Origin of the sequence: Pseudomonas paraeruginosa PA7, assembly GCF_000017205.1 — a bacterium.
Classification (GTDB): domain Bacteria; phylum Pseudomonadota; class Gammaproteobacteria; order Pseudomonadales; family Pseudomonadaceae; genus Pseudomonas; species Pseudomonas paraeruginosa.
The window spans coordinates 4,481,412-4,503,636 of the sequence record NC_009656.1 but is presented as its reverse complement, the minus strand read 5'-3'; the positions used below and the strand labels follow the sequence as shown (position 1 = coordinate 4,503,636).

Sequence of the window (22,225 nt, the reverse complement as noted above, 5' to 3'; positions counted from 1 at the left end):
TCGTTCTTTCGAACCTGTCGATACGGGATGCGCAACATGGGTGAATTGCTTCCACTGCTGATGGAGGGCGCCTGGGTCACCGTCCAGGTCACCTTCTTCGGTTCTCTGCTGGCGGTGGCGATGGCCATCATCGCCGCCCTCGGCCGCCTGGCGCCGTGGCCGGCGGTACGCTGGCTGGCCATCGGCTACATCGAGCTGTTCCGCGGCACCTCGCTGCTGGTGCAACTGTTCTGGCTGTTCTTCGTACTGCCGTTGCCGCCGTTCAACCTTGATCTGGGCGCCTACACGGTGGCCATTCTCGGGCTGGGCCTGCACATCGGCGCCTACGGCGCGGAAGTGATGCGCGGGGCCATCGGCTCGGTGCCCAGGGGCCAGTACGAGGCTGCGCTGGCGCTGAACATGACGCCGTTCACGCGCTTCCGCCGGATCGTCCTGCCGCAGGCGCTGCTGTGCGCCATACCGCCGGGCACCAACCTGCTGATCGAGCTGCTGAAGAACACCTCGCTGGTGTCGCTGATCACTCTTTCGGACCTGGCCTTCCGCGCCCGTCAACTGGACCAGGCGACCTTCGAGACGCTGAAGATCTTCAGCCTGACCCTTGTGCTCTACTTCGCCATGGCCCAGGTCATCGTCTTCCTCATGCGCCGCCTGGAACGCCGGCTGGGGCATGGGCGCATCCGGGGAGGCTTGCGATGAAATTCTTCGACTGGCAGTTCGCCTGGCAGATCCTGCCGCAGCTGCTGCACGCCTCGCTCAAGACCGTCGGCATCACCCTGGTCGGCTTCACCCTGGCGATGGTCTTCGGCCTGCTCTTCGCCATGGCCCGGCGCAGCCGGCACTTCTGGCTGTCGTGGCCGGTGGCCTGGCTGATCGAGTTCATCCGCAGCACGCCGCTGCTGATCCAGGTGTATTTCCTGTTCTACGTGCTGCCCAGCTACGGGCTGAGCATGACCTCGCTGGTGGCTGGCACCCTGGGCATCGCCCTGCACTACGCCTGCTACACCGCCGAGGTCTACCGTGCCGGCCTGGATTCTGTGCCGCGCGGACAGTGGGAAGCGGTCACGGCGCTGAACTTCTCGCCGTGGCGCGCCTACCGCCAGGTGATCCTGCCCCAGGCCATCCGCCCTGTGCTGCCGGCCCTGGGCAACTACCTGATCGCCATGTTCAAGGACACTCCGGTGCTCTCGGCTATCACCGTGGTGGAAATCATGCAGCAGGCCAAGAACGTTGGCTCCGACAGCTTCCGCTATCTGGAGCCGATCACCCTGGTCGGGGTGTTCTTCCTGCTCATCAGCATCGGCCTGGCCAGCGTCGTCCGCCAGGTGGAAAAACGCACGGCGCTGCCATGAAGACGCCTATCGGAGGAAACCCCATGACCGTCCTGTCCATGACCGCCCGGCCGCTGGCCAGCGAGGCCCCGCAGGCGCAGACCGCGCAGCCGATGGTGCGCTTTCGCGACGTATGCAAGAGCTACGGCAGCTTCAGCGTGCTGAACCGTCTGAACCTGGAGGTAGGCGCCAACGAGAAGGTCGCCATCATCGGCCCGAGCGGCTCGGGCAAGTCGACCCTGCTGCGGGCCTTGATGACCCTGGAGAGCATCGACAGCGGGGTGATCGAGGTGGATGGCGAGCCGCTTACCCACCAGTTGCGCAACGGCGAACCGGTGCGCGCTTCCGAAGCTCACGTGCGCCGCGTGCGCGGCAAGATCGGCATGGTGTTCCAGAGCTTCAACCTGTTCCCGCACATGAGCGCGCTGAAGAATGTGATGGAGGCGCCGGTCCAGGTGCTGGGAATGCGCCGCAGCGAGGCTCGCGAGCGTGCCGAGGAGCTGCTGGCGATGGTCGGCCTGGGCGACAAGCTGGAGCACTATCCCACGCAACTCTCCGGTGGCCAGCAGCAACGCGTGGCCATCGCCCGGGCCCTGGCCATGCGACCGAAGGTGATGCTGTTCGACGAGGTGACCTCGGCGCTGGACCCGGAACTGTGCGGCGAGGTGCTCAACGTGGTGCGCCGGCTCGGCGCCGAGCACAACCTGACCATGCTGATGGTCACCCACCAGATGGGCTTCGCCCGCGAGTTCGCCGACCGTGTGTGCTTTTTCCACCAGGGCGGCATCCTCGAACAGGGGACGCCGGAGCAGCTGTTCGGGCAGCCGCAGCATGAGCGGACGCGCTGCTTCTTGAGCGCGGTGAACGAAGCGAGTTGAAGCGCGGCTTGTCTGCCGCGCTGAGCGGGTGCCCCGGCAGGCGCGGGTCTCGCTGGACATCGACAAGACCCGGCCGAGTCCTTCGCCGTCGCCGCGCGGGTGCGCTTCGAACGGTTCTTTCAGCTGGCTGAATGCTATTCCTTGGCCGTGCTTTTGTGTGCCACGTTCTGTGGAAACAGCGCGCGGCTCACGAAGCGCGCGGTATCCCGCAGGTCGGTTCCGATCCGTTCCAGATCGTCGGGTTGGTGCTGGGCGCTGATGCCGATGGCGGAAATGGCGAAGCGCGGCTGCTCGTCGTGGTCGACGATGGCGCTGGCGACCATGCTGACGCCGCGATACAGGTGCTCCTCGTCGATGGCCCAGCCGCGCGCGGCGGCGTCGGCCGCTTCGGCCTGGTACTGCTCGAAGCTCGGCGGGTTTTCCCAGCGCACCCGGGTCAGGCGCCTGCGCAGTTCGTCCTCCGGCAACCTGCGCAGGCCGGCGATGCAGCGTCCGGCGGCGCCGACCAGTTCCGGCAGGCGGGTGCCGATGGCGACGTTGACATGGGCGACGGGCGGGGCGGCGAGGGCGATGACACGGATGTGCGCGTCGTCGGTCACCTGCCACAGGGCGACGAGGATGTGGTGGGCGATGCTCAGGCGTTCCAGTTCCGGCTGGATCAGGTCGGCATAGCTGCGGCCAAAGAATCCTACGGCGAGTTCCGAGAGGCCGAGACCGAGCTGGTAGGTCTTGCTGGCGTCGTCGAACGAGGCCAGGCGTTCGTTGCTCAGGGTGCGCAGGATGTTGAACGCGCTGCTCGGGCTGATGCCGGTGGCGCGGGCGATGGCGGCCACGCCTTGCGCGCCGTCGGCATGGGCCAGGTGGCGAAGTATCTGGATGGCATTCACGACGGCGCCGACATCCTTGCCGCCGGCGCTTTTGCTTGGGGCGTCCTTGGTCATTCTTCCTCTTTCTTGTTCAGTATTCTGATTGACATTCACGATGGTGAATATATTCTGACCTTCCGGAGCGTACAACCGGCGTCATCGGCAGGATCCGGTTCGGCGTTCACCGCGATGCACTTTGCAGCAAAGGTCGACAAGAACAAAGGAGAAACCTCGTGGCAGATCTTCCCGATGGCAGTACTCCGGGACCGGAGGCGCAATACCTTGCGTATCTCGCCCAGGGCCGTTTCATGTTGCAGCGTAGTCGCTCCAGCGGCCGTCACGTGTTCTACCCGCGCCACCTGGTGCCGGGCAGCGGCGAGACCGATCTGGAGTGGGTTCCCGCCAGTGGCCTGGGCACGCTCTATGCGATCACCGTCAATCGCTCCCGTGGTGGCGAGCACAATGTCGCGCTGGTCGACCTGGACGAAGGTGTCCGCATGATGTCGCGGATCGAGGGGCATGCGAGCCTGCCGATCGGTACCCGGCTGCAGGCGCGCATCGTCGAGCAGGACGGCGCCAGCATCGTGGTGTTCGTTCCCCGGGAGGTGCGCCCATGAGCGCGGCACTCCGTGGCAGGACCGCGATCGTCGGCATCGGCAGCGCGGGCCTCGGCGAAGCGCCGGGGCACAGCGCCATCGAACTGCTCGCCCAGGCCTCGCTCAGGGCCATCGCCGACGCCGGCCTGGCACTTCGCGATATCGATGCGATCTTCGCCGCCACCAGTTCCCATGCCTTTCCCACCCTGTCGGTCGCCGAATACCTGGGGATCCGGCCGAGATTCGTCGATGGCACCAACATCGGTGGTTCCAGTTTCGAACTGCACCTGCTCCAGGCGACGCTCGCCCTGGAAGCCGGCCTGTGCGACGCCGCGCTGATCTGCTATGGCTCCAACCAGCGCACCGCCGGTGGCCGCCTGGTGTCGATGAGCGAGCCGCAATGGCACGAGACGCCCTACAGGCCGCGCCATCCGATCACCGCCTACGCCCTGGCGGCCAGCCGGCACATGCACCAGTACGGCACCACTCGCGCACAGCTCGCCGAAGTGGCGGTGTCCGCGCGGCAATGGGCCAATCTCAATCCCGAGGCATTCGCCCGCGGTCCGCTGAGCGTCGACGACGTGCTGGCCGCGCGGATGGTCAGCGACCCGCTGAGCACCGCCGACTGCTGCCTGGTCACCGATGGCGGTGGCGCCTGCGTGGTGGTGCGCGCCGAGCGCGCCCGCGACCTGCCCGGCACGCCGGTGTACTTCCTCGGCGCGGCCGGCGCGCAGTGGCATCGCTCGATCGTGTCGATGCCCGATCTCACCGTGACGGCGGCCTCGGAAAGCGGCCCCCGGGCGATGGAGATGGCCGGTGTGCGGCACGCCGATATCGACCTGGTGATGCTCTACGACGCCTTCACCATCAACACCCTGCTGTTCCTCGAGGACCTGGGCTTCTGCGCCAAGGGCGAGGGTGGCCGGTTCGTCCAGGACGGACGTATCGCGCCCGGCGGCGAACTGGCGGTGAATACCAACGGCGGCGGGCTTTCCTGCGTGCATCCCGGCATGTACGGGATGTTCCTGATCATCGAGGCGGTCACCCAGCTCCGCCGCCAGGCCGGCGAGCGGCAGCTGGCCAGGGCCGACGTGGCGCTGCTGCATGGCAACGGCGGCACGCTGTCGAGCCAGGTGACCGCGTTGCTCGGCACCCGCGACACGCTCTAGACCCCAGGCCGACAGCTTCCCCGGGCACCGCCGGAGCGGCGTCCCACGGGCGCGCTCGCACGCGAAAAGGTTGCCGCGCCGGCCGCAAACGAACGGACCAGGTGGACCCCATGTCAGCGAACCACTCGCAACAGATCGTCGACGCTCCACGCTTCGCCAGCCTCACTCCGCTGATCGAACCGCGCTCGGTCGCGGTGATCGGCGCTTCCAGCGATCCGATCCGCATCGGTGGCCGACCGATCGCCTACATGCTGCGCCACGGCTATGCCGGACGCATCCTTCCGGTCAATCCGAACCGGACCGAGATCCAGGGCCTGCCGGCCTTCGCCGAGGTCGAGGCGCTGCCCGAGGCGCCGGACGTGGCGATCGTCGCCGTGCCGGCGGCGCAGGTGCTGGAAACCGTCCAGGCGCTGGGGCGCAAGGGCGCGCGCAGCGCCATCGTGTTTTCCTCCGGTTTCAGCGAAGTCGGCGCGGCCGGCGCGGCGATGCAGGAAGCCATCGTCGCTGCCGCCCGCGCGAGCGGCATGCGTCTGCTCGGGCCGAACGCGCTGGGCGTATTCAACGGCAACCTCGGCTACTACGCGTTCTTCTCCACCAGCATGGAGCGCGGCGTACCGCTGCCGGGCCGGGTGGGAATCGCCACCCAATCCGGCGCCTACGGCGCGCACCTGCTCGGCATGGCGCGCCAGCGTCACCTGGGGACGCCGATCTGCGTGGCCACCGGCAACGAGGCCGACGTCACCCTGGGCGACAGCATCGGCTGGCTGGTGGAGTCGCCGGAAATCGACGTGGTGATGGCCTACGCCGAATCCATCCGCAATGTCGACAGCTTTCTCGCCGCCCTCGAGCGCGCGCACCGCGCCGGCAAGCCGGTGATCCTGCACAAGGTCGGGCGCAGTGCCCTCGGCAGCCGCGCGGCGCTGTCCCACACCGCCTCGCTGGCCGGCGACGACAAGGTGCTGGACGCGGTGCTCGGCGACTACGCGGTGATCCGCGCGCGCACCACCGAGGAGCTGATGGACATCGCCTATCTGGCCACCCGGCGCATCTACCCGGTGGATAACAGCCTCGGCATGATCACCGTCAGCGGCGGCGCCGGGATCATCGTCAGCGACGCTGCCGAGGAGGTCGGTCTGCCGATGCCACCGATGCCGGAGGCGGCCCAGGCGCGGCTGAAGGAGCGGCTGTCGTTCGCCTCGCCGATCAACCCGCTGGATTGCACCGCCCAGGCGCTCAACGACCTGGGCCTGGTACGCGACTTCACCGAGTCGATGGTGGTCGACGGCGGCTATCGGTCGCTGATCGCCTTCTTCACCCAGGCCGGCACCGCCGCCTCCGTCGGCCCGCGCCTGGCCGAGGAGCTGAGGCGGGTCAAGGAGGCCCACCCCGATCGCCTGTTCGTGGTCTCGGTGATGGGCCAGGGCGAGGAGCTGGCGCCCTACGAGAGCGCCGGCTTCGCCCTGTTCGAGGATCCCACCCGGGCGGTCGTGGCGATCCAGGCCATGGGTCGCCTCGGCGAGGCTTTTGCCCGGCCCCTGCGGCAGCGCACGGCGGGCGAAGGTCCGGAGTTGCCCGCGGGCACGCCCGCCGAGGCCGAGGCCAAGCGCCTGCTGGCGATGGCCGGCATCGAGTCCGCCGCCGAAGCGGTGCTGGTCGATGCCGGTGCGGCAGTGGCCTTCGCCGGGCGCATCGGTTACCCGGTGGTGCTGAAGATCGCCTCGCCGGACATCCTGCACAAGTCGGATATCGGCGGCGTGTTGCTCGATATCCGCGACGCCGATGGCGTGCGTGCCGGCTTCGACCTGTTGCTGCGGCGCGCCGCCGAGAGGGCGCCGCTGGCGCGCCTCGACGGGGTGCTGGTGGCGCGTCAGCTGGAAGGTGGGGTGGAGTGCTTCATGGGTATCCAGCGCGACCCGCTGTTCGGCCCGGTGGCGCTGTTCGGCCTTGGCGGGATCTTCGTCGAAGTCCTGCGGGACGTGGTGTTCCGTCGCTGCCCGTTCGACGCCGAGGAGGCCGAGACGATGATCCGCGGCATCAAGGGTGCGCCGCTCCTGCTCGGTGCGCGCGGGCGCCCGGCGGCCGACGTGGCGGCGCTGGCGCGGCTGTTGTCGAACCTGTCGCGCTTCGCCTGGGCGGCGGGGCCGCGCTTGCGCTCGGTGGACCTCAACCCGGTCATCGCCTTGCCCGAGGGGCAGGGCGCCTGGGCCGTGGATGCGGTGGTGGAACTCGAGGAGGTGGCCGATGGCGCTCGATCCTGAGGTGCTCCTGAATTACCCGATCCCCGAGGTTCGCCAGCGCTACAGCCGTCGCGACACGGCGTTCTACGCCCTGTCCCTGGGGTTGGGCGGCGACCCGCTGGACGAGCGCCAGCTGGCTTTCGTCGATCCACGCCGGGAGTTGCGGGCACTGCCGTGCATGGCGCTGGTGCTCGGTCATCCGGGCTTCTGGCTGGGCAGGCCGGACACCGGGGTCGACGCGCTACACCTGGTGCATGGCGAGCAACGCCTGGAATGGCACCGGCCGTTGCCGGCGGAGGGCGAGGTGATCGGCCGGACCCGGGTCACCGGGCTGGTGGACAAGGGCGCCGAGAAGGGCGCGCTGCTCTACAGCGAGAAGGTCCTCAGCGATGCGCTCAGCGGCGAGGTGCTGGCCGTCGCCCACAGCACCACCTTCCTGCGCGGCGACGGCGGCTGCGGCGGTTCCCGACAGGTGGCGCAAGCGCCGCACCGCCTGCCGGAGCGGGCGCCGGACCTGCAGGTCGACCTGCCGACCCGCCCCGAGCAGGCCCTGTACTACCGCCTCAACGGCGACGACAACCCGCTCCACGCCGAGCCGGCGGCGGCGCTTCGCGCCGGTTTCCCGCGGCCGATCCTGCACGGCCTGTGCACCCTCGGCGTGGCGTTCCACGCGCTGCTGCGCGGGCTCGCCGATTATCGGGCGGAGCACCTGGGGCAGTTGCAGGTGCGCTTCTCGGCGCCGGTGTTTCCCGGCGAGACGCTGCGCACGGAGATGTGGAGCGATGGCTCGTTCCGTACCCGTGTCGTCGAGCGCGACCGGGTGGTGCTGGACAACGGCCGGATCGGCGCCCCTCGAGAGCGGCCGGACTGAACCGAAGGGTGTCGGCCCGGAGGCTCCGGGCCGGCGCGACGATGAAGCGAACCCCTGCCTGCGAGAACAACAATAATGAATGCCACCGCGCTTTCCCCGAACCCGGCGCCGGCCATCCCCCGGCGCACCATGCTCATCGCCTTCGTCTTCTGCTTCCTCGGCCTGCTCGCCGACGGCGTCGACCTGATGTTCCTCGCCTACAGCCTCAACAGCCTGAAGAGCGAATTCGCCCTGAGCAACTTCGAGGCCGGCTCCCTCGGCAGCCTGACCCTGGCCGGCATGGCCATCGGCGGTATCTACGGAGGCTGGTGCTGCGACCGCTTCGGCCGGGTGCGGGTGGTGACCTGGACCATCGTGCTGTTCTCCATCGGCACCGCGCTGCTCGGGCTGACGCAGAGCTACTGGCAGTTCGCGCTGGTCCGCTTCGTCGCCTCGCTCGGCCTCGGCTCGCTGTTCGTCGCCTGCAACATCCTGATGTCCGAGTGCGTCGGCACGAAGTACCGCACCACCCTCCTTGCCGCCATGCAGGCCGGCTGGACCGTCGGCTACCTGGTCGCGACCCTGCTCGCGGGACGGATCATCCCCGAGTTCGGCTGGCGCGTGCTGTTCTTCACCGCGCTGGGCCCGGCGCTGGTCTGCCTGCTCTTGCGGCCCTGGGTGCCGGAGTCGCCTTCCTGGCTGGCGACCCGGAGCGAATGCCGGCGTTCCGGTGCGGCCCAGCGCGCGGCGCGCGGCGCCGGTCCGCTTGGGCGGATGCTGGGCGATCCGGAAACGCGCGGCATGTTCCTGCTCTGGAGCCTGACCTCCTGTTTCCTGCTGTTCGGCTACTACGGCACCAACAACTGGATGCCGTCCTACCTCGAAAGCGAGCTGGGGATGAACTTCAAGTCGATGACCGGCTATATGGTCGGCACCTACAGCGCGATGATCCTCGGCAAGATCGTCGCCGGCGCCTGCGCCGATCTCTTCGGCCGGCGCCTGACCTTCGCCGCCGGGGCCATCGGCAGCGCAGCCTTCATGCCGCTGATCGTGTTCCATCACTCGCCGGCCAACATCCTCTGGATCCTGATCATCTTCGGTTTCATCTACGGCGTCCCGGTCGGCGTACTCGCCACCTACATGACCGAGAGTTTCTCCACCCGGGTACGCGGTTCGGCGGTGGGCACCGCCTACAACCTGGGACGCATCGGCGCGGCGCTGGCGCCCGCCGGCATCGGCCTGCTGGCCAGCCATGTATCGATCGGCGCGGGTTTCCTGGTGATGGGCATCACCTATGTATTCACCGGGCTGATCCCGGCGCTGTTCATTCCGGACCGCCTCTACGACCCGAACCGGGCGTCCGGCGACAGCCAGGCGGCATCCCCGCCACTGGCGGCCGGCGGCGCCCGGCCAAGGCCTGATCCTGCAGAAGGAGTGCGTATGCCATGAATGCTTTCCCACACGATCCGAGCGGCGCGCGTCCGCCCGTCAGTTTCCAGGAGTTCATCGGCCTCGAGCGCTGGACCGACGCCGACGGGGTGGCGCGGGTGCGCCTGGGGCATCGTCCCGAACTGATGAACTACCTGCAGCAATTCCACGGCGGGGTGCTGATGTCCGTGCTGGACGCCGCCATGGCCCAGGCGATCCGCGCCTGTCTGCCGGATTGCTCGATGGTCACCATCGACATGGCCACGCATTTCATGGGCAGCGCGCGCGGCGAACTGAGGGGCGTCGGCAGGCTGGTGCGGCGGGCCCGCACCATCTGTTTCTGCACGGCGCAGATCAGCAACGAGGACGGCGAGGTGATCGCCATGGCTTCGGGCAGCTTCAGGTATCGCGTGGCGAAGCCCTAGCGGCGTTTCCAGGTGTCGCGGCGGGATTGCCCGACGTGCGTTCTACCCATGGCCTGCGCGGGGTCGGCCGTCACCCTCCGTCCGGCAGGGGAGCGGACACCGTCCCATCCACAGGAGTACGAGCAGATGAGCGAGCAAGACGATTGGGACCGCGAGCGCGAGGAGCGCTTGCGGATGATCCGTGACAGCGCCGCCTCCCTGGTGCCGCGCGACGGCGACCTGACGCGGGTGCGCCGCGGCCGTTTCAGCGGGACCGCGGTGGACCGCCAGGCCTGGCGCGAGGTCTGTGCCATGGGGTGGCCGGGACTGCGTCTGGACCAGGCGCTGGGCGGCAGCGGCCTGGGCATGGCCGAGTGGGTGGCGTTGCTGGAGACCCTGGGGCGCGGCCTGCTGCCCGAGCCGCTGATCGAGGCCGGGCTGGTGGCGCCGCTGCTGCCGGAGGAGCAACGCGCCGCGTTGCTGGCCGGGGAGCGCCTGATCCTGCCCGCCGGCATCGGCTACCGCGAGGAACGGCAGCGCCCGTGCCTGGATGGCGGACGGCTGCGCGGCGGCGTCGCCCGCGTCTGCCTGGGAGGCGCCACCGATGCCTGGCTGGTGGCTTGTGCGCAGGGCCTGGCGCTGGTCGAGCGCGATGCCGCCGGGGTTGAGCTGGTTTGCGAGCCGACCCAGGATGGCGCCCACCGGGCGCGCCTGCGTTTCCACGACACGCCGGCGCGCCCGCTGCCCGTCGACGGGCCCGTCGAGCAGGCGCTGGATGAGGCGGCGCTGGCTTGCGCCGCCTACCTGGTCGGGCTGATGGACGGCGCCTTCGAGCGGACCCTGGAATATCTCAGGGTGCGCCGCCAGTTCGGGCGCGAGATCGGCAGCTTCCAGGCGCTGCAGCACCGCATGGTCGACCTGAAGATCCAGATCGAGCTGTCGCGCGCGATGGTTGGGCAGGCCGCCGCCGCGATCGATGCCGGGGCGTCCGCCAACGAGCGCCGGCGGCAGGTCTCCAGTGCGCGGGTACGCGGCTCGGAGGCGGCATTGCTGGTGACCCGCCAGGCCATCCAGTTGCACGGCGGCATCGGCTACACCGACGAGGCCGACATCGGCCTGTTCCTGCGCCGCGCCATGGTGCTGCTCAATGCCCATGGTTCGCTGGATTTCCACCGGGCGCGCTACGTCGAGTCGCTACAGCGGGAGGTGGCCTGATGAGCGGCTTGTTGCAGGAAACGCGCGGCACGGTGCGCCTGCTGCGCTTCGACAATCCGGAACGGCGCAACGCATTGTCGCCGGCGCTGCGCATGGATCTGCTCGCTGCCCTGGAGGCGGCCGAGCGCGACCCGGCGATTCGCAGCGTGCTGCTCAGCGGCGGCGACGAGGTGTTCTGCGCCGGCGGCGACCTCGCCGACATGCGGGTCGGCAGCCTGGCCGACGGCAGGGCGCGGATGCGCGACAACGCACGCCTGGTGCGACAGATGGTGCGCATGGGCAAGCCGCTGATCGCTGCTGTCGAAGGCTGGGCGGTGGGTGCCGGGCTGTCCGTGGCGCTGGCCTGCGACAGCATCGTCTGCGGCGCCACCGCGCGATTCGCCGCCGGTTTCGGCAAGGTCGGCCTGCTCGCCGATCTCGGCCAGTTGCACACCCTGCCGGCGCGCATCGGCTTCGGCCGGGCGCGGCAGATCCTTCTGTTCGGCCAGGTGGTGGAGGCCGAGGAAGCGCTGCGCATCGGCCTGGCCGATCAGCTCTGTGCCGCCGGCGGCACGCTGGACGCCGCGCTGGCGCTGGCCGCGCGGGTGGAGCAGCAGGCGCCGTTGCCGCTGGCGATGACTCGCGCGCTGCTCGCCGACGGCCTTGACCTGCTGCTGGAGCGCGAGGGCGAGTTGCAGAGCCAGCTGTTCCTCAGCGCCGACCACGCCGAAGGCAAGGCCGCCTTCCTCGCCAGGCGCCCCCCCGTATTCGGAGGACACTGAAATGACCGACTACAACCGTCTCGACGACGATACCTTTCGCCGGGTGGTCCGCGACTGGATCGCCGCCCACTATCCGCAGCGCATCCGCAATCCTTCCCACCGCCTGGGGCGCGAGGAAACCCGCGAGTGGTACCTGCTGCTGTCGCGACAGGGCTGGCTGTGCCCCGGCTGGCCCGCGGAGTACGGCGGCATGGGCCTTAGCGCCGGCAAGCAACTGATCATGATGGAGGAAATGGAGGACTACGGTTGCGCGCGCCTGCCCGACAGCGGCGTGACCATGCTCGGTCCGCTGCTGATCCGCTACGGCGACGAGGCGCAACGGGCGCGCTTCCTGCCGCGCATCCTCAGCGGCGAGGACATCTGGTGCCAGGGCTACAGCGAGCCCAACGCCGGCTCCGACCTGGCCAGCCTGCGCACCGAGGCGCGCCTGGAAAACGGCGAGTGGGTGGTCAATGGACAGAAGACCTGGACCACCATGGGCGCCGAGGCCAACTGGATGTTCATGCTGGTGCGCACCGAGCGCAGCACCCGGGCGCAGCATGGGATCAGCTTCCTGCTGGTGTCGATGGACAGTCCCGGCATCGAGGTGCGGCCGATCCTCAACCTGGAGCTGCACGGCGAGTTCTGCGAGGTGTTCTTCGACGATGTGCGGGTGCCCCGGGAAAACCTGGTCGGCGAGATCAACCAGGGCTGGAGCATGGCCAAGGCGCTGCTCGGTTTCGAGCGGATCTTCCTCGGTTCGCCCAAGCAGTCCACCTTCGCCCTCCAGCGCCTGGAGCGCCTGGCCCGGCACCTGGGAGTGTGGCGCGAGCCGCTGTTCGCCCGGCGCTTCGCCGCGCTGAGCATGGACCTGGACAGCCACAAGGCGCTCTACGGGCGTTTCGCCGAACGCCTGCGCCGCGGGGAGAGGCTCGGGCCGGAGGTTTCCATGCTGAAGATCTTCCAGTCCGAGCTGTACCAGCGCATCAGCGAGCTGGGCCTGGAGATCGCCGGCGAGGACGCGGCGCTGCTGCAACCCTTCGCCGACGATCCCGACCTGCATCCGGCGGGGATCTTCATCCAGTCGCGGCCGACCACCATCTACGGCGGCAGCAACGAAATCCAGCGCAACATCCTGGCCAAGAGCGTCCTCGGCCTGCCGGGCTGAGCGCAACCGATATCCAGCGGACCAAGAGGTTTACCCATGAGCACGAAACTCAACGAAGGCAAGGTCGCGATCGTCACCGGCGCGGGCGGCGGCATCGGTCGCGAGATCGCCCTGGCCCTGGCCGACTCCGGGGCGCGGGTGGTGATCAACGACATCGGCGTGTCGCTGCAGGGCGCGGGGGGCTCGGCCTCGCCGGCCGAGGAGACACTCGGCCTGATCCGCCAGCGTGGCGGCGACGCACTGGTCAACACCGACAGCGTCGCCGGTTGGGACAGCGCGCGGCGCATCGTCGACTGCGCCATGGACGGTTTCGGCCGCCTGGACATCGTGGTGAACAACGCCGGCATCCTGCGTGACGCGATCTTCCACAAGATGAGCGCCGAGGACTGGTTGTCGGTGATCGATGTCCATCTCAACGGCAGTTTCTTCGTCAGTCGCGCCGCCGCCGAGCGTTTCCGCGCCCAGCAGGGAGGGGCGTTCGTGCACATGACCAGCACCTCGGGGCTGATCGGCAACATCGGCCAGGCCAATTACTCCGCGGCCAAGCTGGGCATCGTCGCCCTGAGCAAATCCATCGCCCTCGACATGCAGCGCTACAACGTGCGCTCCAACTGCATCGCGCCGTTCGCCTGGAGCCGGATGACCGACTCGATCCCGGCCGACACCCCGGAGCAGAAGGCCCGCGTCGAGAAGCTGCAACGCATGACCCCGCAGAAGAATGCACCGCTGGCGGTCTACCTGGCCTCCGACGCAGCCCGCGAAGTCACCGGCCAGGTGTTCGCCGCGCGCAACCACGAGTTGTTCCTGATGAGCCAGAGCCGGCCGTTGCGCAGCGTGCATAGCGAGCGCGGCTGGACTGCGGAGAGCATCGCCGAGCACGGCATGCCGGCGTTGCGCGGCAGCTTCATGGACCTGGCGCGCAGCCCGGATGTGTTCTCCTGGGACCCGATCTGAACCGGGGGTAATCCATGGGCGTGTTCAGGACCCGCTTCACCGAGACCTTCGGCGTCGAACACCCGGTCATGCAGGGCGGCATGCAGTGGGTCGGGCGCGCCGAGCTGGCCGCCGCGGTGGCCAATGCCGGCGGCCTCGCCACGCTGTCGGCGCTGACCCAGCCGAGCCCGCAGGCACTGGCTGCGGAGATTGCCCGCTGCCGCGAACTGACTGATCGGCCGTTCGCGGTCAACCTGACCCTGCTGCCGACGCAGAAGCCGGTGCCCTATGCCGAATATCGCGCAGCCATCATCGAGGCGGGAATCCGCGTCGTCGAAACCGCCGGCAACGACCCCGGCGAGCACATCGCCGAATTCCGTCGGCACGGGGTCAAGGTGATCCACAAATGCACCGCCGTGCGTCACGCGCTCAAGGCCGAGCGACTGGGCGTGGACGCCGTCTCCATCGACGGCTTCGAATGTGCCGGCCATCCGGGCGAGGACGACATTCCCGGGCTGGTGTTGCTGCCCGCCGCGGCCAACCGGCTACGCGTGCCGATCATCGCGTCCGGCGGCTTCGCCGACGGACGCGGGCTGGTGGCGGCGCTGGCGCTGGGCGCCGACGCGATCAACATGGGCACGCGTTTCCTCGCCACCCGCGAATGTCCGGTACACCCGGCGGTGAAAGCGGCGATCCGTGCGGCCGACGAGCGTTCCACCGACCTGATCATGCGCTCCCTGCGCAATACCGCGCGGGTGGCGCGCAACGCGATCAGCCAGGAAATACTGGCGATCGAGGCGCGTGGCGGGGCCGCCTACGCCGACATCGCCGCGCTGGTCAGCGGCCAGCGCGGCCGCCAGGTCTACCAGCGGGGCGATACCGACCTGGGGATCTGGTCGGCCGGCATGGTCCAGGGCCTGATCGATGACGAGCCGACCTGCGCCGAGCTGTTGCAAGGCATCGTCGAACAGGCCCGCGGCCTGGTGCGGCAACGGCTGGAGGGCATGCTTGCGCAGGACTGAGGCGTTCCTTCCTGGCCGGCGTGGCGGGCTTCGCCGAGGATCGCCCGGGCGCGCGACGGTCATGCGTATCCCGATGTTTCCACGCCGTTGACCCTGTAGTGGCTACAGCCTTTTCACTGGTTGGCGTCAGAACACCACGAGAGGATTGCGCCATGGGTTTCTTCGAACGGTTGCTGCAGGGCGGTCGCCATCATGGGTACGGCGGAGGCGGCCACCACGGTTCCGGTCATCGGCGCGGCGCGGACGGCCAGCCGTCGGCGCCGGCCGCCGCGCCGGCTGTCCCCTGCCCGTCTTGCCGTGCCGCCAATGCGGCGACGGCGCGTTTCTGCCAGGGCTGCGGTGGCTCCCTGGCGCCGCTGCGCTGCGGCGCCTGCCAGGCGGAAGTCGCCGCGGCTGCGAAGTTCTGCGGCGCCTGTGGCGCGCCGCAGCGGTAGGCTCAGTCGGCGGCGAGGATTTCCACCGCCTGGCGGGGATCCTTCGGCCCGGCCGTGTCGCCCGGTTGCTTGCCGAGCAGGCTCTGCCCCAGTGGCGAGCGCGGGGTGATGACCAGCACTTCGCGGCCCTCGCAGTCGACCTTCAGGCCGGCTGCCGCGGGGCCGAGGAACACCACGCGGCGACTGCCGTCGGTGTTCAGCAGGGTGACCAGCGCGCTGAGCTGGATCCCCTGCTCCTCGTCGAAATCGCGCAGCGCCAGGTTGCGGTACAGGTTCAGCGCCTGGCGGATCTCCTCGACCCGGCGCGACTGCCCGGCGGCCAGGTAGGCGGCTTCCAGGCCGAGGGTGTCGTACTTGTTCTCGGCGACGTTCTCTTCGTGGGTCGCGCTCTCGTGGGCGGTCTGGGCGGCGCGCACGGCGGCGTCGAGATCCGCGGCGAGGGCTTGCATGATCAGGTGCAGCAGCTGTTTCTTGTCCATGGTCGGGCGTGGCTGGTCGGCGAAGGGGTGCATGGTACGGGAAATGCGCCGGATCCAGACAGCGCTCCGAACTGTATGAAAAGTCGGAATGACGTGGCGAATAAAGGTCGTTTGTCGCTGCCGGGCAAACCGACTACAACGGGCGGAAACGGACAGCCAGGAGAACCACCCCCATGATCGATGGATTGCTGCGCAGCCTCGGCCTCGACCCCGCCGACTTCGGCGAGGGCGAGCATGCCGTGCATACCCCGGTCGACGGCAGCCGCCTCGCCATGCTGCGCCTGGAGGGGCGCGATGCTGCGGGCGCCAGGCTCGAACGCGCCGAACAGGCGTTCCGCGCCTGGCGCCAGGTGCCGGCGCCGCGTCGCGGCGAACTGGTACGGCTGTTCGGCGAAGAGCTGCGCCGGCACAAGGTCCAGCTCGGCGAACTGGTGTCCTGGGAGGCTGGCAAGATCACCCAGGAAGGCCTCGGCGAAGTGCAGGAAATGATCGACATCTGCGATTTCGCGGTAGGTCTGTCGCGCCAGTTGTACGGCCTCACCATCGCCTCCGAGCGACCCGGCCACCACATGCGCGAGACCTGGCATCCGCTGGGTGTGGTCGGGGTGATCAGCGCGTTCAACTTCCCGGTCGCGGTATGGTCGTGGAACGCCGCGCTGGCCCTGGTCTGTGGCAACGCGGTGGTATGGAAGCCATCGGAGAAGACGCCGCTGACCGCGCTGGCCTGCCAGGCCCTGTTCGAGCGCGCGGCGCGGGCATTCGGCGCAGACGCGCCGGCGCACCTGAGCCAGTTGCTGATCGGCGGTCGCGAGGCCGGCGAGGCGCTGGCGGACGATCCGCGTGTCGCGCTGCTCAGCGCCACCGGCAGTACCCGCATGGGGCGCGAGGTGGCGCCGCGGGTGGCGGCGCGCTTCGGCCGCTGCATTCTCGAGCTGGGTGGCAACAACGCGATGATCCTCGCCCCGAGCGCCGACCTCGACCTGGCTGTGCGCGGCATTCTCTTCGGCGCGGTGGGTACCGCCGGGCAACGTTGTACCACCCTGCGCCGGCTGATCGCCCACGAATCGGTGAAGGACGAGATCGTCGCTCGCCTGAAGACGGCCTATTCGAAGGTGCGGATCGGCCATCCGCTGGAGGGCAACCTGGTCGGGCCGCTGATCGACGCGCACAGCTACCGGGCCATGCAGGATACCCTGGCACGGGCCCGCGAGCAGGGCGGCCAGGTGTTCGGCGGCGAGCGGCAACTGCGGGAGCGCTACCCGGACGCCTACTACGTGTCGCCAGCCATCGTCGAAATGCCGGGGCAGACCGAGGTGGTGCGCACGGAAACCTTCGCGCCGATCCTCTACGTGATCGGCTATCGCGATTTCGACGAGGCCCTGCGCCTGAACAACGAGGTGCCCCAGGGGCTGTCCTCGTGCATCTTCACCACCGACCTGCGCGAGGCGGAGCGTTTCCAGGGCGCCGCCGGCAGCGACTGCGGGATCGCCAACGTCAACATCGGCACCAGCGGCGCGGAGATCGGCGGCGCCTTCGGCGGCGAGAAGGACACCGGCGGCGGTCGCGAGTCCGGCTCGGACGCCTGGAAGGCCTACATGCGCCGGCAAACCAACACCGTCAACTATTCCCGTGAGCTGCCGCTGGCGCAGGGCATCACCTTCGACTGAACGGAACGCGGCGGATGGCTCGCCGCATGGCTAATGGCTATCGGGCTGGCAGCGGAGTCGCGCATGGGTGGTTTGCAGCAACGGTGTCTATGGGAAGTGGTCACGCCAGGCTTGCCCGGGTCGGCGAGCCTGGACGGCGAGCAGCGGGCGGATGTCTGCGTGATCGGTGCCGGCTTCACCGGGCTGTCGGCGGCGCTGCACCTGCTGGAGGCCGGGCGTTCGGTGTGCGTGCTGGAAGCGCACGAGATCGGTCACGGGGGATCCGGGCGCAACGTCGGGCTGATCAACGCCGGCACCTGGATTGCTCCGGACGAGGTGGTCTCCAGACTCGGCGCCGAGCATGGGGAAAAGCTCAACGGCGTGCTGGGCCGGGCGCCGACGCTGGTGATGGAAACGATCGAGCGCCTCGGTATCGACTGCCAGCTGCGGCGCGAGGGCACCCTGCACATGGCGCACAACGCCAGTGGCGTGGCCGAGCTGCGGCGCCGCCACGCGCAGTGGACGCGACGCGGCGCGCCGCTGGAACTGTTGGGCGGAGCGGCCTGCCACGAGGCCTGCGGCACCCGCCGGATCAGCGCCGCGCTGCTCGACCGGCGTGCCGGAACATTGAACCCCATGGCCTATGTACGGGGGCTGGCGGCGGCCATCCTGCGCCTGGGCGGGCGTCTTCACGAGCGCTCGCCGGTGTGCCGGCTGGAGCGTCACGGCTCGTGCTGGGCGGTACGCAGCGCGGCGGGTGTGGTGTTGGCGGAACAGGTGGTGATCGCCTCGAATGCCTATACCGAAGGCGAGTGGACCGACCTGCGCCGGCACTTCTTCCCCGGCTACTACTACCAGGTCGCTTCGGCGCCGCTGCGGGGAGCCGCGGCCGACCGCATCCTGCCGCATGGCCAGGGGGCCTGGGATACTCGGACGGTGCTCAGCAGCATCCGTCGCGACGCCCAGGGGCGCCTGCTGCTGGGCAGCCTCGGCAACGGTTCGAGCAAGCCGACCTGGTTTCTCCGCCAGTGGGCCGAACGTATCCGGCGGCACTACTTTCCCGAGCTCGGCCGGGTCGACTGGGAGTACACCTGGACCGGCCGCATCGCCTTCACGCCCGACCACCTGATGCGCCTGTTCGAGCCTGCGCCGGGCCTGCTCGCGGTGACCGGCTACAACGGCCGGGGGGTGACCACCGGCACGGTCGTGGGCAAGGCGTTCGCCGAGTATCTGCTGGGCGGCGAGCGCGATGCCTTGCCGTTGCCGTTCAGCGCGTCGAAACCGGTAACGGCCGCCCGGCTGCGCGGTTGCGCCTACGAGGCGGGCTTTTCCCTGTACCACGCCGGGCAGTGCCTGCGGGTCGTGCTCTAGAGGAGGGCGGTCCGTGCGTGTGTTTTCAGCAGAATGATGTTAATTTGTTGTAAACACACATGAGGAGGTCGTCATGAGCGCTCTCATCAAGGCACGCCCCAGTGCCGATGCCGTCCTGGCCAAGGCGGTGCTGGCCGCGCGCGAGCAGCTGGGCCTGACGCAACTCGAACTGGCCGGGATCCTCGGCGTCGACCGCAGCGCCATCAGTCGCTGGAAGAGCCAGGGCCTGCGGGTGGACAGCAAGACCGGCGAACTGGCCCTGCTGCTCGTGCGGGTCTACCGCGCGCTGTATGCCCTGTTCGGCGGGCAACAGGAGGACCTGCGTCATTTCATGCGCACGCCCAACCATCACCTGGGCGGGGAGCCCCTGGCGCTGATGGGACAGGTACAGGGCCTGGTGCATGTACTGGAGTACCTCGACGCGATCCGCGGCAAGGTCTGATGCCCGGCGCGCCTGAGCGGGTTGCCTACGCCTGTCGCGGAAAAGGCTGGCAGCCGGTGGCGACGCGCCTGGCCGAGCGGATATTCCGGTGCCGGTATGCTGGCATCCGACACCACGGGAAGCGAGGGATGGAATGGTGAGCGAGATCTGGCGCCTCTGCGCAGGCGAGAAGCAGGTCCGGCCGCTGCAAGGGCGGCTGGTGCGGCTGGTGGAGAGCCAGGAGCAGGTGGCGACTCTGCAACTGGTGGATACCCTCGAGGAGCAGGCGTTGCTCGAGGAGTTGCTGGAGTCCAGCAAGCCGCCGCTGCCGGAAAGTGCCGAGCCGCTGCATTACCTGTTGAAGACGCCGTTCCGCTATCCGCCCTTGCGCTGGGGCTCGCGCTTCGGTCGCCGGCATGAGCCAGGCCTGTTCTATGCCGCGCTGAAACTGGAGACAGCGATGGCCGAGGGCGCCTATTACCGTTGCGTCCTGTGGAGCGGCATGGCGGTGCCGCCGCCCAGTGGGCGGATCCTTTCCGAGCACGCCTCGTTCGAGGCGGCCTGGAAGGTGGAGCGGGGCGTTCGCCTGCAGGAACCGCCGTTCTCCGACTACGAGCGCGCGCTGACCGATACCGCCGACTACCGAGTCGCCCAGGAGCTGGGTAGTGCCATGCGCGGCGCCGGTGTACAGGCATTCGAGTATCGTTCGGCGCGTTGCCCGCAGCGTGGCTGCAATGTCGCCCTGTTCACGCCGCGGGCCTTCATCGAGAAACGTCCGCGCAACCTGACCCCATGGCTGTGCGAAACCACCGCCAGCTATGTGGCGTTCAAGCCTGCGCACGTGCCGGGCTCGCCGAAGGTGTTCGCTCGCGAACTGTTCCTGGTGGACGGCCGCCTGCCCCAGCCGGCATGACCCTGAGGCAATGCGCCGGCAGCCGGGAGCGGGGGGGCCGGAAGACTGGAGGACGGCGGGGTGAGCGGGATCTCTCGCGAGCAGCGGTTCGTCCTGTGGCTCCGCAAGCCCCGTGTTTCGCTTGCGGATGCCCCGCGATGGAGCGCGAAGGTGCCGCGGCGAAAATTTGTGCACAAATGGAAAGCAGCTTGTCAAGGGCTGAGAGCGATAGGCTCTAAACGCTTGATTTTTCATGTTTGATTCGTAACTTATTGAAAAATAAAGATAAAAATAGTTGGTGAAAAAATCGTCAATCTGTCCCATAGCCCCGCTCCATCGGGGCTTCGGCAGTTTTTTGAGGTCTTTTCCACCGAGTTATCCACAGGTTCTGTGGATTTCCCAAGCGCTTGCTCGACAGCACATCGCGTGCTCCAAAGCAAGCCCTGCGAGCGCGACAAGAGTGCCGGAGCCTGTGGCGAAGGCGGCGCTGGCTACGAGCCGTGGCCAGCCTGCTGCTGCGCCATCGCAGAGGTCTTCGGGGAAGGGCCATCCTGCCTGGCCTGGCTGGCAGGCGCCATTCGCTCGACGGCTTTTTTCCGAGAACCTAGAATCCGCTGCACGCGCCTGCCCGCCCGACTGGCGAGGGCGTCCTTTCCCGCTGGAGTACCTTGATGGCCGTCGATCTACCGAACCTGTTGCTTGGCCTGCTCGCCGCCGCGCTTCCCCTGGCCGGGCTGGCCTGGCAGTTGCAGCGGCGGAGCAGCCTGGCGGAGCGCGAAGTGGCCTTGCTCGGCGAGCGGCTGGCGACCGCCCAGTTGGCCCAGGATGGCTTGAACGCGCAGCTGGAAATGGGGCGGGAGGCTTATCAGCAACTCGGCGAGCGTCACGCCAAGCTGGCCGGCGAGGCCGCGGCCCTGCGCCGCGAAGCCGAACTGATGGGCGAAGCGCGGCAGCGCGCGGCCGAGGCGGAAGCGCGCTGGGCCAGCGAGCGCCAGGCGCGGGAGGAGGAATTGCGCCGGCTGGCGTCGGAGCGCGCCGGACTGGCCGCGGAACTGCGCGAGCAACAGGACAGCCATCAGCAGCGCCTGGCCGACCTGCAGGCGGCGCGCGACGAGTTGCGGGCGCAGTTCGCCGAACTGGCTGGAAAGATCTTCGATGAGCGCGAGCAGCGTTTCGCCGAAACCAGCCAGCAACGCCTGGGGCAGATGCTCGACCCGTTGAAGGAGCGCATCCAGGCGTTCGAGAAGCGCGTGGAAGAAAGCTACCAGCAGGAGGCGCGCGAGCGCTTCTCCCTGAGCAAGGAACTGGAGCGACTGCAGCAACTCAACCTGCGCCTGGGCGAGGAGGCGACCAACCTGACGCGCGCGCTCAAGGGCCAGAAGACCCAGGGCAACTGGGGCGAACTGGTGCTGGAACGGGTGCTCGAGCATGCCGGCCTGGAAAAGGGTCGCGAATACGACACCCAGGTCAGCCTGAAAGGCGCCGAGGGCGAGCGCTTCCAGCCGGACGTTCTGATCCGACTGCCCGGCGACAAGCAAGTGGTGGTGGACGCCAAGGTCAGTCTCACGGCCTACCAGCAGTACGTCGCCGCCGACGACGAGCTGCTGCGCCAGCAGGCGCTGAAGCAGCACGTGACTTCGTTGCGCAACCATGTCAAAGGGCTTTCCGGCAAGGACTACCGGCGCCTGGAGGGGCTGCACAGCCTCGATTTCGTCCTGCTCTTCATGCCGATCGAGGCGGCGTTTTCCACCGCCTTGCAGGCCGAGCCGAACCTGTTCCAGGACGCCTTCGCGCAGAACATCGTGATCGTCAGTCCGACCACTCTGTTGGCGACCCTGCGCGTGATCGACAGTCTCTGGCGCCAGGAGCGGCAGAACCAGAACGCGCGGGAGATCGCCGAGCGCGCCGGTTCCCTGTACGACAAGTTCGTGCTCTTCGTCCAGGACCTCGACGAGGTCGGCGCACGCCTGCAGCAGGTGGACAAGGCCTACGCGGCGGCGCGCAACAAGCTCGCCGAGGGGCGCGGCAACCTGATCAGCCGTAGCGAGCAGCTCAAGCTGCTGGGGGCTCGCGCCAGCAAGAGCCTGCCGCCGGACTGGCTGGATCGGGCGCTGGTGGCGCCGGCGGAAGAGCGTGGGGCGGACTGAG

22 protein-coding genes are annotated in these 22,225 nt (G+C 68.7%); 20 read left to right on the top strand and 2 right to left on the bottom strand.

Features of this window, described 5'->3' with window-relative positions; all coding sequences use genetic code 11:
• Positions 1-36 precede the first annotated feature (36 nt).
• Genes ehuC through ehuA form a run of 3 tightly spaced genes read left to right on the top strand, consistent with a single transcriptional unit; the run spans position 37 to position 2,206 of the window.
• On the top strand, positions 37-696 hold the full coding sequence (gene ehuC, locus PSPA7_RS20775; RefSeq protein WP_003155327.1) for an ectoine/hydroxyectoine ABC transporter permease subunit EhuC: 660 nt from the start codon (positions 37-39) through the stop codon (positions 694-696).
• Positions 693-1,349 carry an ectoine/hydroxyectoine ABC transporter permease subunit EhuD gene (gene ehuD, locus PSPA7_RS20770; RefSeq protein WP_012076779.1) on the top strand — a complete coding sequence of 219 codons (657 nt, stop codon included), beginning with the start codon at positions 693-695 and terminating at the stop codon, positions 1,347-1,349. The genes ehuC and ehuD overlap by 4 nt, the downstream gene beginning before the upstream one ends.
• Before the next feature lie 23 nt (positions 1,350-1,372).
• Positions 1,373-2,206 carry an ectoine/hydroxyectoine ABC transporter ATP-binding protein EhuA gene (gene ehuA / locus PSPA7_RS20765; protein WP_012076778.1) on the top strand — a complete coding sequence of 278 codons (834 nt, stop codon included), beginning with the start codon at positions 1,373-1,375 and terminating at the stop codon, positions 2,204-2,206.
• Between the two features lie 134 nt (positions 2,207-2,340).
• On the opposite strand, the gene PSPA7_RS20760 is transcribed toward ehuA, so the two are convergent.
• Entirely contained in the window at positions 2,341-3,147 is an 807-nt protein-coding gene (locus PSPA7_RS20760; RefSeq protein ID WP_003157902.1) for an IclR family transcriptional regulator, read from the bottom strand.
• A gap of 158 nt (positions 3,148-3,305) precedes the next feature.
• Here PSPA7_RS20760 and PSPA7_RS20755 point away from each other — a divergent pair, with 158 nt between their 5' ends.
• The 12 genes from PSPA7_RS20755 (at position 3,306) to PSPA7_RS20700 (ending at position 15,268) form a co-directional block, all read left to right on the top strand.
• Positions 3,306-3,689, top strand: a complete 384-nt coding sequence (locus PSPA7_RS20755; protein ID WP_012076776.1) for a Zn-ribbon domain-containing OB-fold protein — start codon at positions 3,306-3,308, stop codon at positions 3,687-3,689.
• Positions 3,686-4,837, top strand: coding sequence for a thiolase family protein (locus tag PSPA7_RS20750; RefSeq protein ID WP_012076775.1), 1,152 nt, complete (start codon positions 3,686-3,688; stop codon positions 4,835-4,837). The genes PSPA7_RS20755 and PSPA7_RS20750 overlap by 4 nt, the downstream gene beginning before the upstream one ends.
• A gap of 110 nt (positions 4,838-4,947) precedes the next feature.
• The gene (locus PSPA7_RS20745; protein ID WP_012076774.1) at positions 4,948-7,095 is read left to right on the top strand and encodes an acetate--CoA ligase family protein; all 2,148 of its coding nucleotides are present in this window, start codon (positions 4,948-4,950) and stop codon (positions 7,093-7,095) included.
• Positions 7,079-7,945, top strand: coding sequence for a MaoC/PaaZ C-terminal domain-containing protein (locus PSPA7_RS20740; RefSeq protein WP_012076773.1), 867 nt, complete (start codon positions 7,079-7,081; stop codon positions 7,943-7,945). Before PSPA7_RS20745 ends, PSPA7_RS20740 begins: the two co-directional genes overlap by 17 nt.
• A 75-nt stretch (positions 7,946-8,020) precedes the next feature.
• The gene (locus PSPA7_RS20735; protein WP_012076772.1) at positions 8,021-9,373 is read left to right on the top strand and encodes an MFS transporter; all 1,353 of its coding nucleotides are present in this window, start codon (positions 8,021-8,023) and stop codon (positions 9,371-9,373) included.
• Positions 9,370-9,777, top strand: a complete 408-nt coding sequence (locus PSPA7_RS20730; protein WP_012076771.1) for a PaaI family thioesterase — start codon at positions 9,370-9,372, stop codon at positions 9,775-9,777. Before PSPA7_RS20735 ends, PSPA7_RS20730 begins: the two co-directional genes overlap by 4 nt.
• A 126-nt stretch (positions 9,778-9,903) precedes the next feature.
• The gene (locus PSPA7_RS20725; protein WP_012076770.1) at positions 9,904-10,971 is read left to right on the top strand and encodes an acyl-CoA dehydrogenase family protein; all 1,068 of its coding nucleotides are present in this window, start codon (positions 9,904-9,906) and stop codon (positions 10,969-10,971) included.
• Positions 10,971-11,732, top strand: coding sequence for an enoyl-CoA hydratase/isomerase family protein (locus PSPA7_RS20720; RefSeq protein WP_012076769.1), 762 nt, complete (start codon positions 10,971-10,973; stop codon positions 11,730-11,732). Before PSPA7_RS20725 ends, PSPA7_RS20720 begins: the two co-directional genes overlap by 1 nt.
• A 1-nt stretch (position 11,733) precedes the next feature.
• Positions 11,734-12,879, top strand: coding sequence for an acyl-CoA dehydrogenase family protein (locus tag PSPA7_RS20715; protein WP_012076768.1), 1,146 nt, complete (start codon positions 11,734-11,736; stop codon positions 12,877-12,879).
• 36 nt (positions 12,880-12,915) lie between these two features.
• Complete coding sequence (locus PSPA7_RS20710; protein WP_012076767.1) at positions 12,916-13,833, top strand: SDR family NAD(P)-dependent oxidoreductase; 918 nt, start codon at positions 12,916-12,918, stop codon at positions 13,831-13,833.
• A gap of 14 nt (positions 13,834-13,847) precedes the next feature.
• Complete coding sequence (locus PSPA7_RS20705) at positions 13,848-14,834, top strand: NADH:ubiquinone reductase (RefSeq protein WP_012076766.1); 987 nt, start codon at positions 13,848-13,850, stop codon at positions 14,832-14,834.
• A gap of 152 nt (positions 14,835-14,986) precedes the next feature.
• Positions 14,987-15,268: a double zinc ribbon domain-containing protein gene (locus PSPA7_RS20700; protein ID WP_012076765.1), complete on the top strand. Its 282-nt coding sequence runs from the start codon at positions 14,987-14,989 to the stop codon at positions 15,266-15,268.
• Positions 15,269-15,270: 2 nt separating this feature from the next.
• On the opposite strand, the gene PSPA7_RS20695 is transcribed toward PSPA7_RS20700, so the two are convergent.
• A complete protein-coding gene (locus PSPA7_RS20695) occupies positions 15,271-15,747 on the bottom strand; it encodes a GreA/GreB family elongation factor (protein WP_033998987.1) in 477 nt (158 codons plus the stop codon).
• A gap of 173 nt (positions 15,748-15,920) precedes the next feature.
• Here PSPA7_RS20695 and amaB point away from each other — a divergent pair, with 173 nt between their 5' ends.
• From amaB to PSPA7_RS20670, 5 genes are all read left to right on the top strand, one after another.
• Complete coding sequence (gene amaB, locus PSPA7_RS20690; protein WP_012076764.1) at positions 15,921-17,414, top strand: L-piperidine-6-carboxylate dehydrogenase; 1,494 nt, start codon at positions 15,921-15,923, stop codon at positions 17,412-17,414.
• A 63-nt stretch (positions 17,415-17,477) separates the two neighbouring features.
• Positions 17,478-18,764 carry an L-pipecolate oxidase gene (gene amaA / locus PSPA7_RS20685; protein ID WP_012076763.1) on the top strand — a complete coding sequence of 429 codons (1,287 nt, stop codon included), beginning with the start codon at positions 17,478-17,480 and terminating at the stop codon, positions 18,762-18,764.
• 73 nt (positions 18,765-18,837) lie between these two features.
• On the top strand, positions 18,838-19,206 hold the full coding sequence (locus PSPA7_RS20680; RefSeq protein WP_012076762.1) for an antitoxin Xre/MbcA/ParS toxin-binding domain-containing protein: 369 nt from the start codon (positions 18,838-18,840) through the stop codon (positions 19,204-19,206).
• A 136-nt stretch (positions 19,207-19,342) separates the two neighbouring features.
• Complete coding sequence (locus tag PSPA7_RS20675) at positions 19,343-20,098, top strand: RES family NAD+ phosphorylase (protein WP_074197528.1); 756 nt, start codon at positions 19,343-19,345, stop codon at positions 20,096-20,098.
• 764 nt (positions 20,099-20,862) lie between these two features.
• Positions 20,863-22,224, top strand: coding sequence for a DNA recombination protein RmuC (locus PSPA7_RS20670; RefSeq protein WP_079262248.1), 1,362 nt, complete (start codon positions 20,863-20,865; stop codon positions 22,222-22,224).
• The last annotated feature ends 1 nt before the right edge of the window (position 22,225 follow it).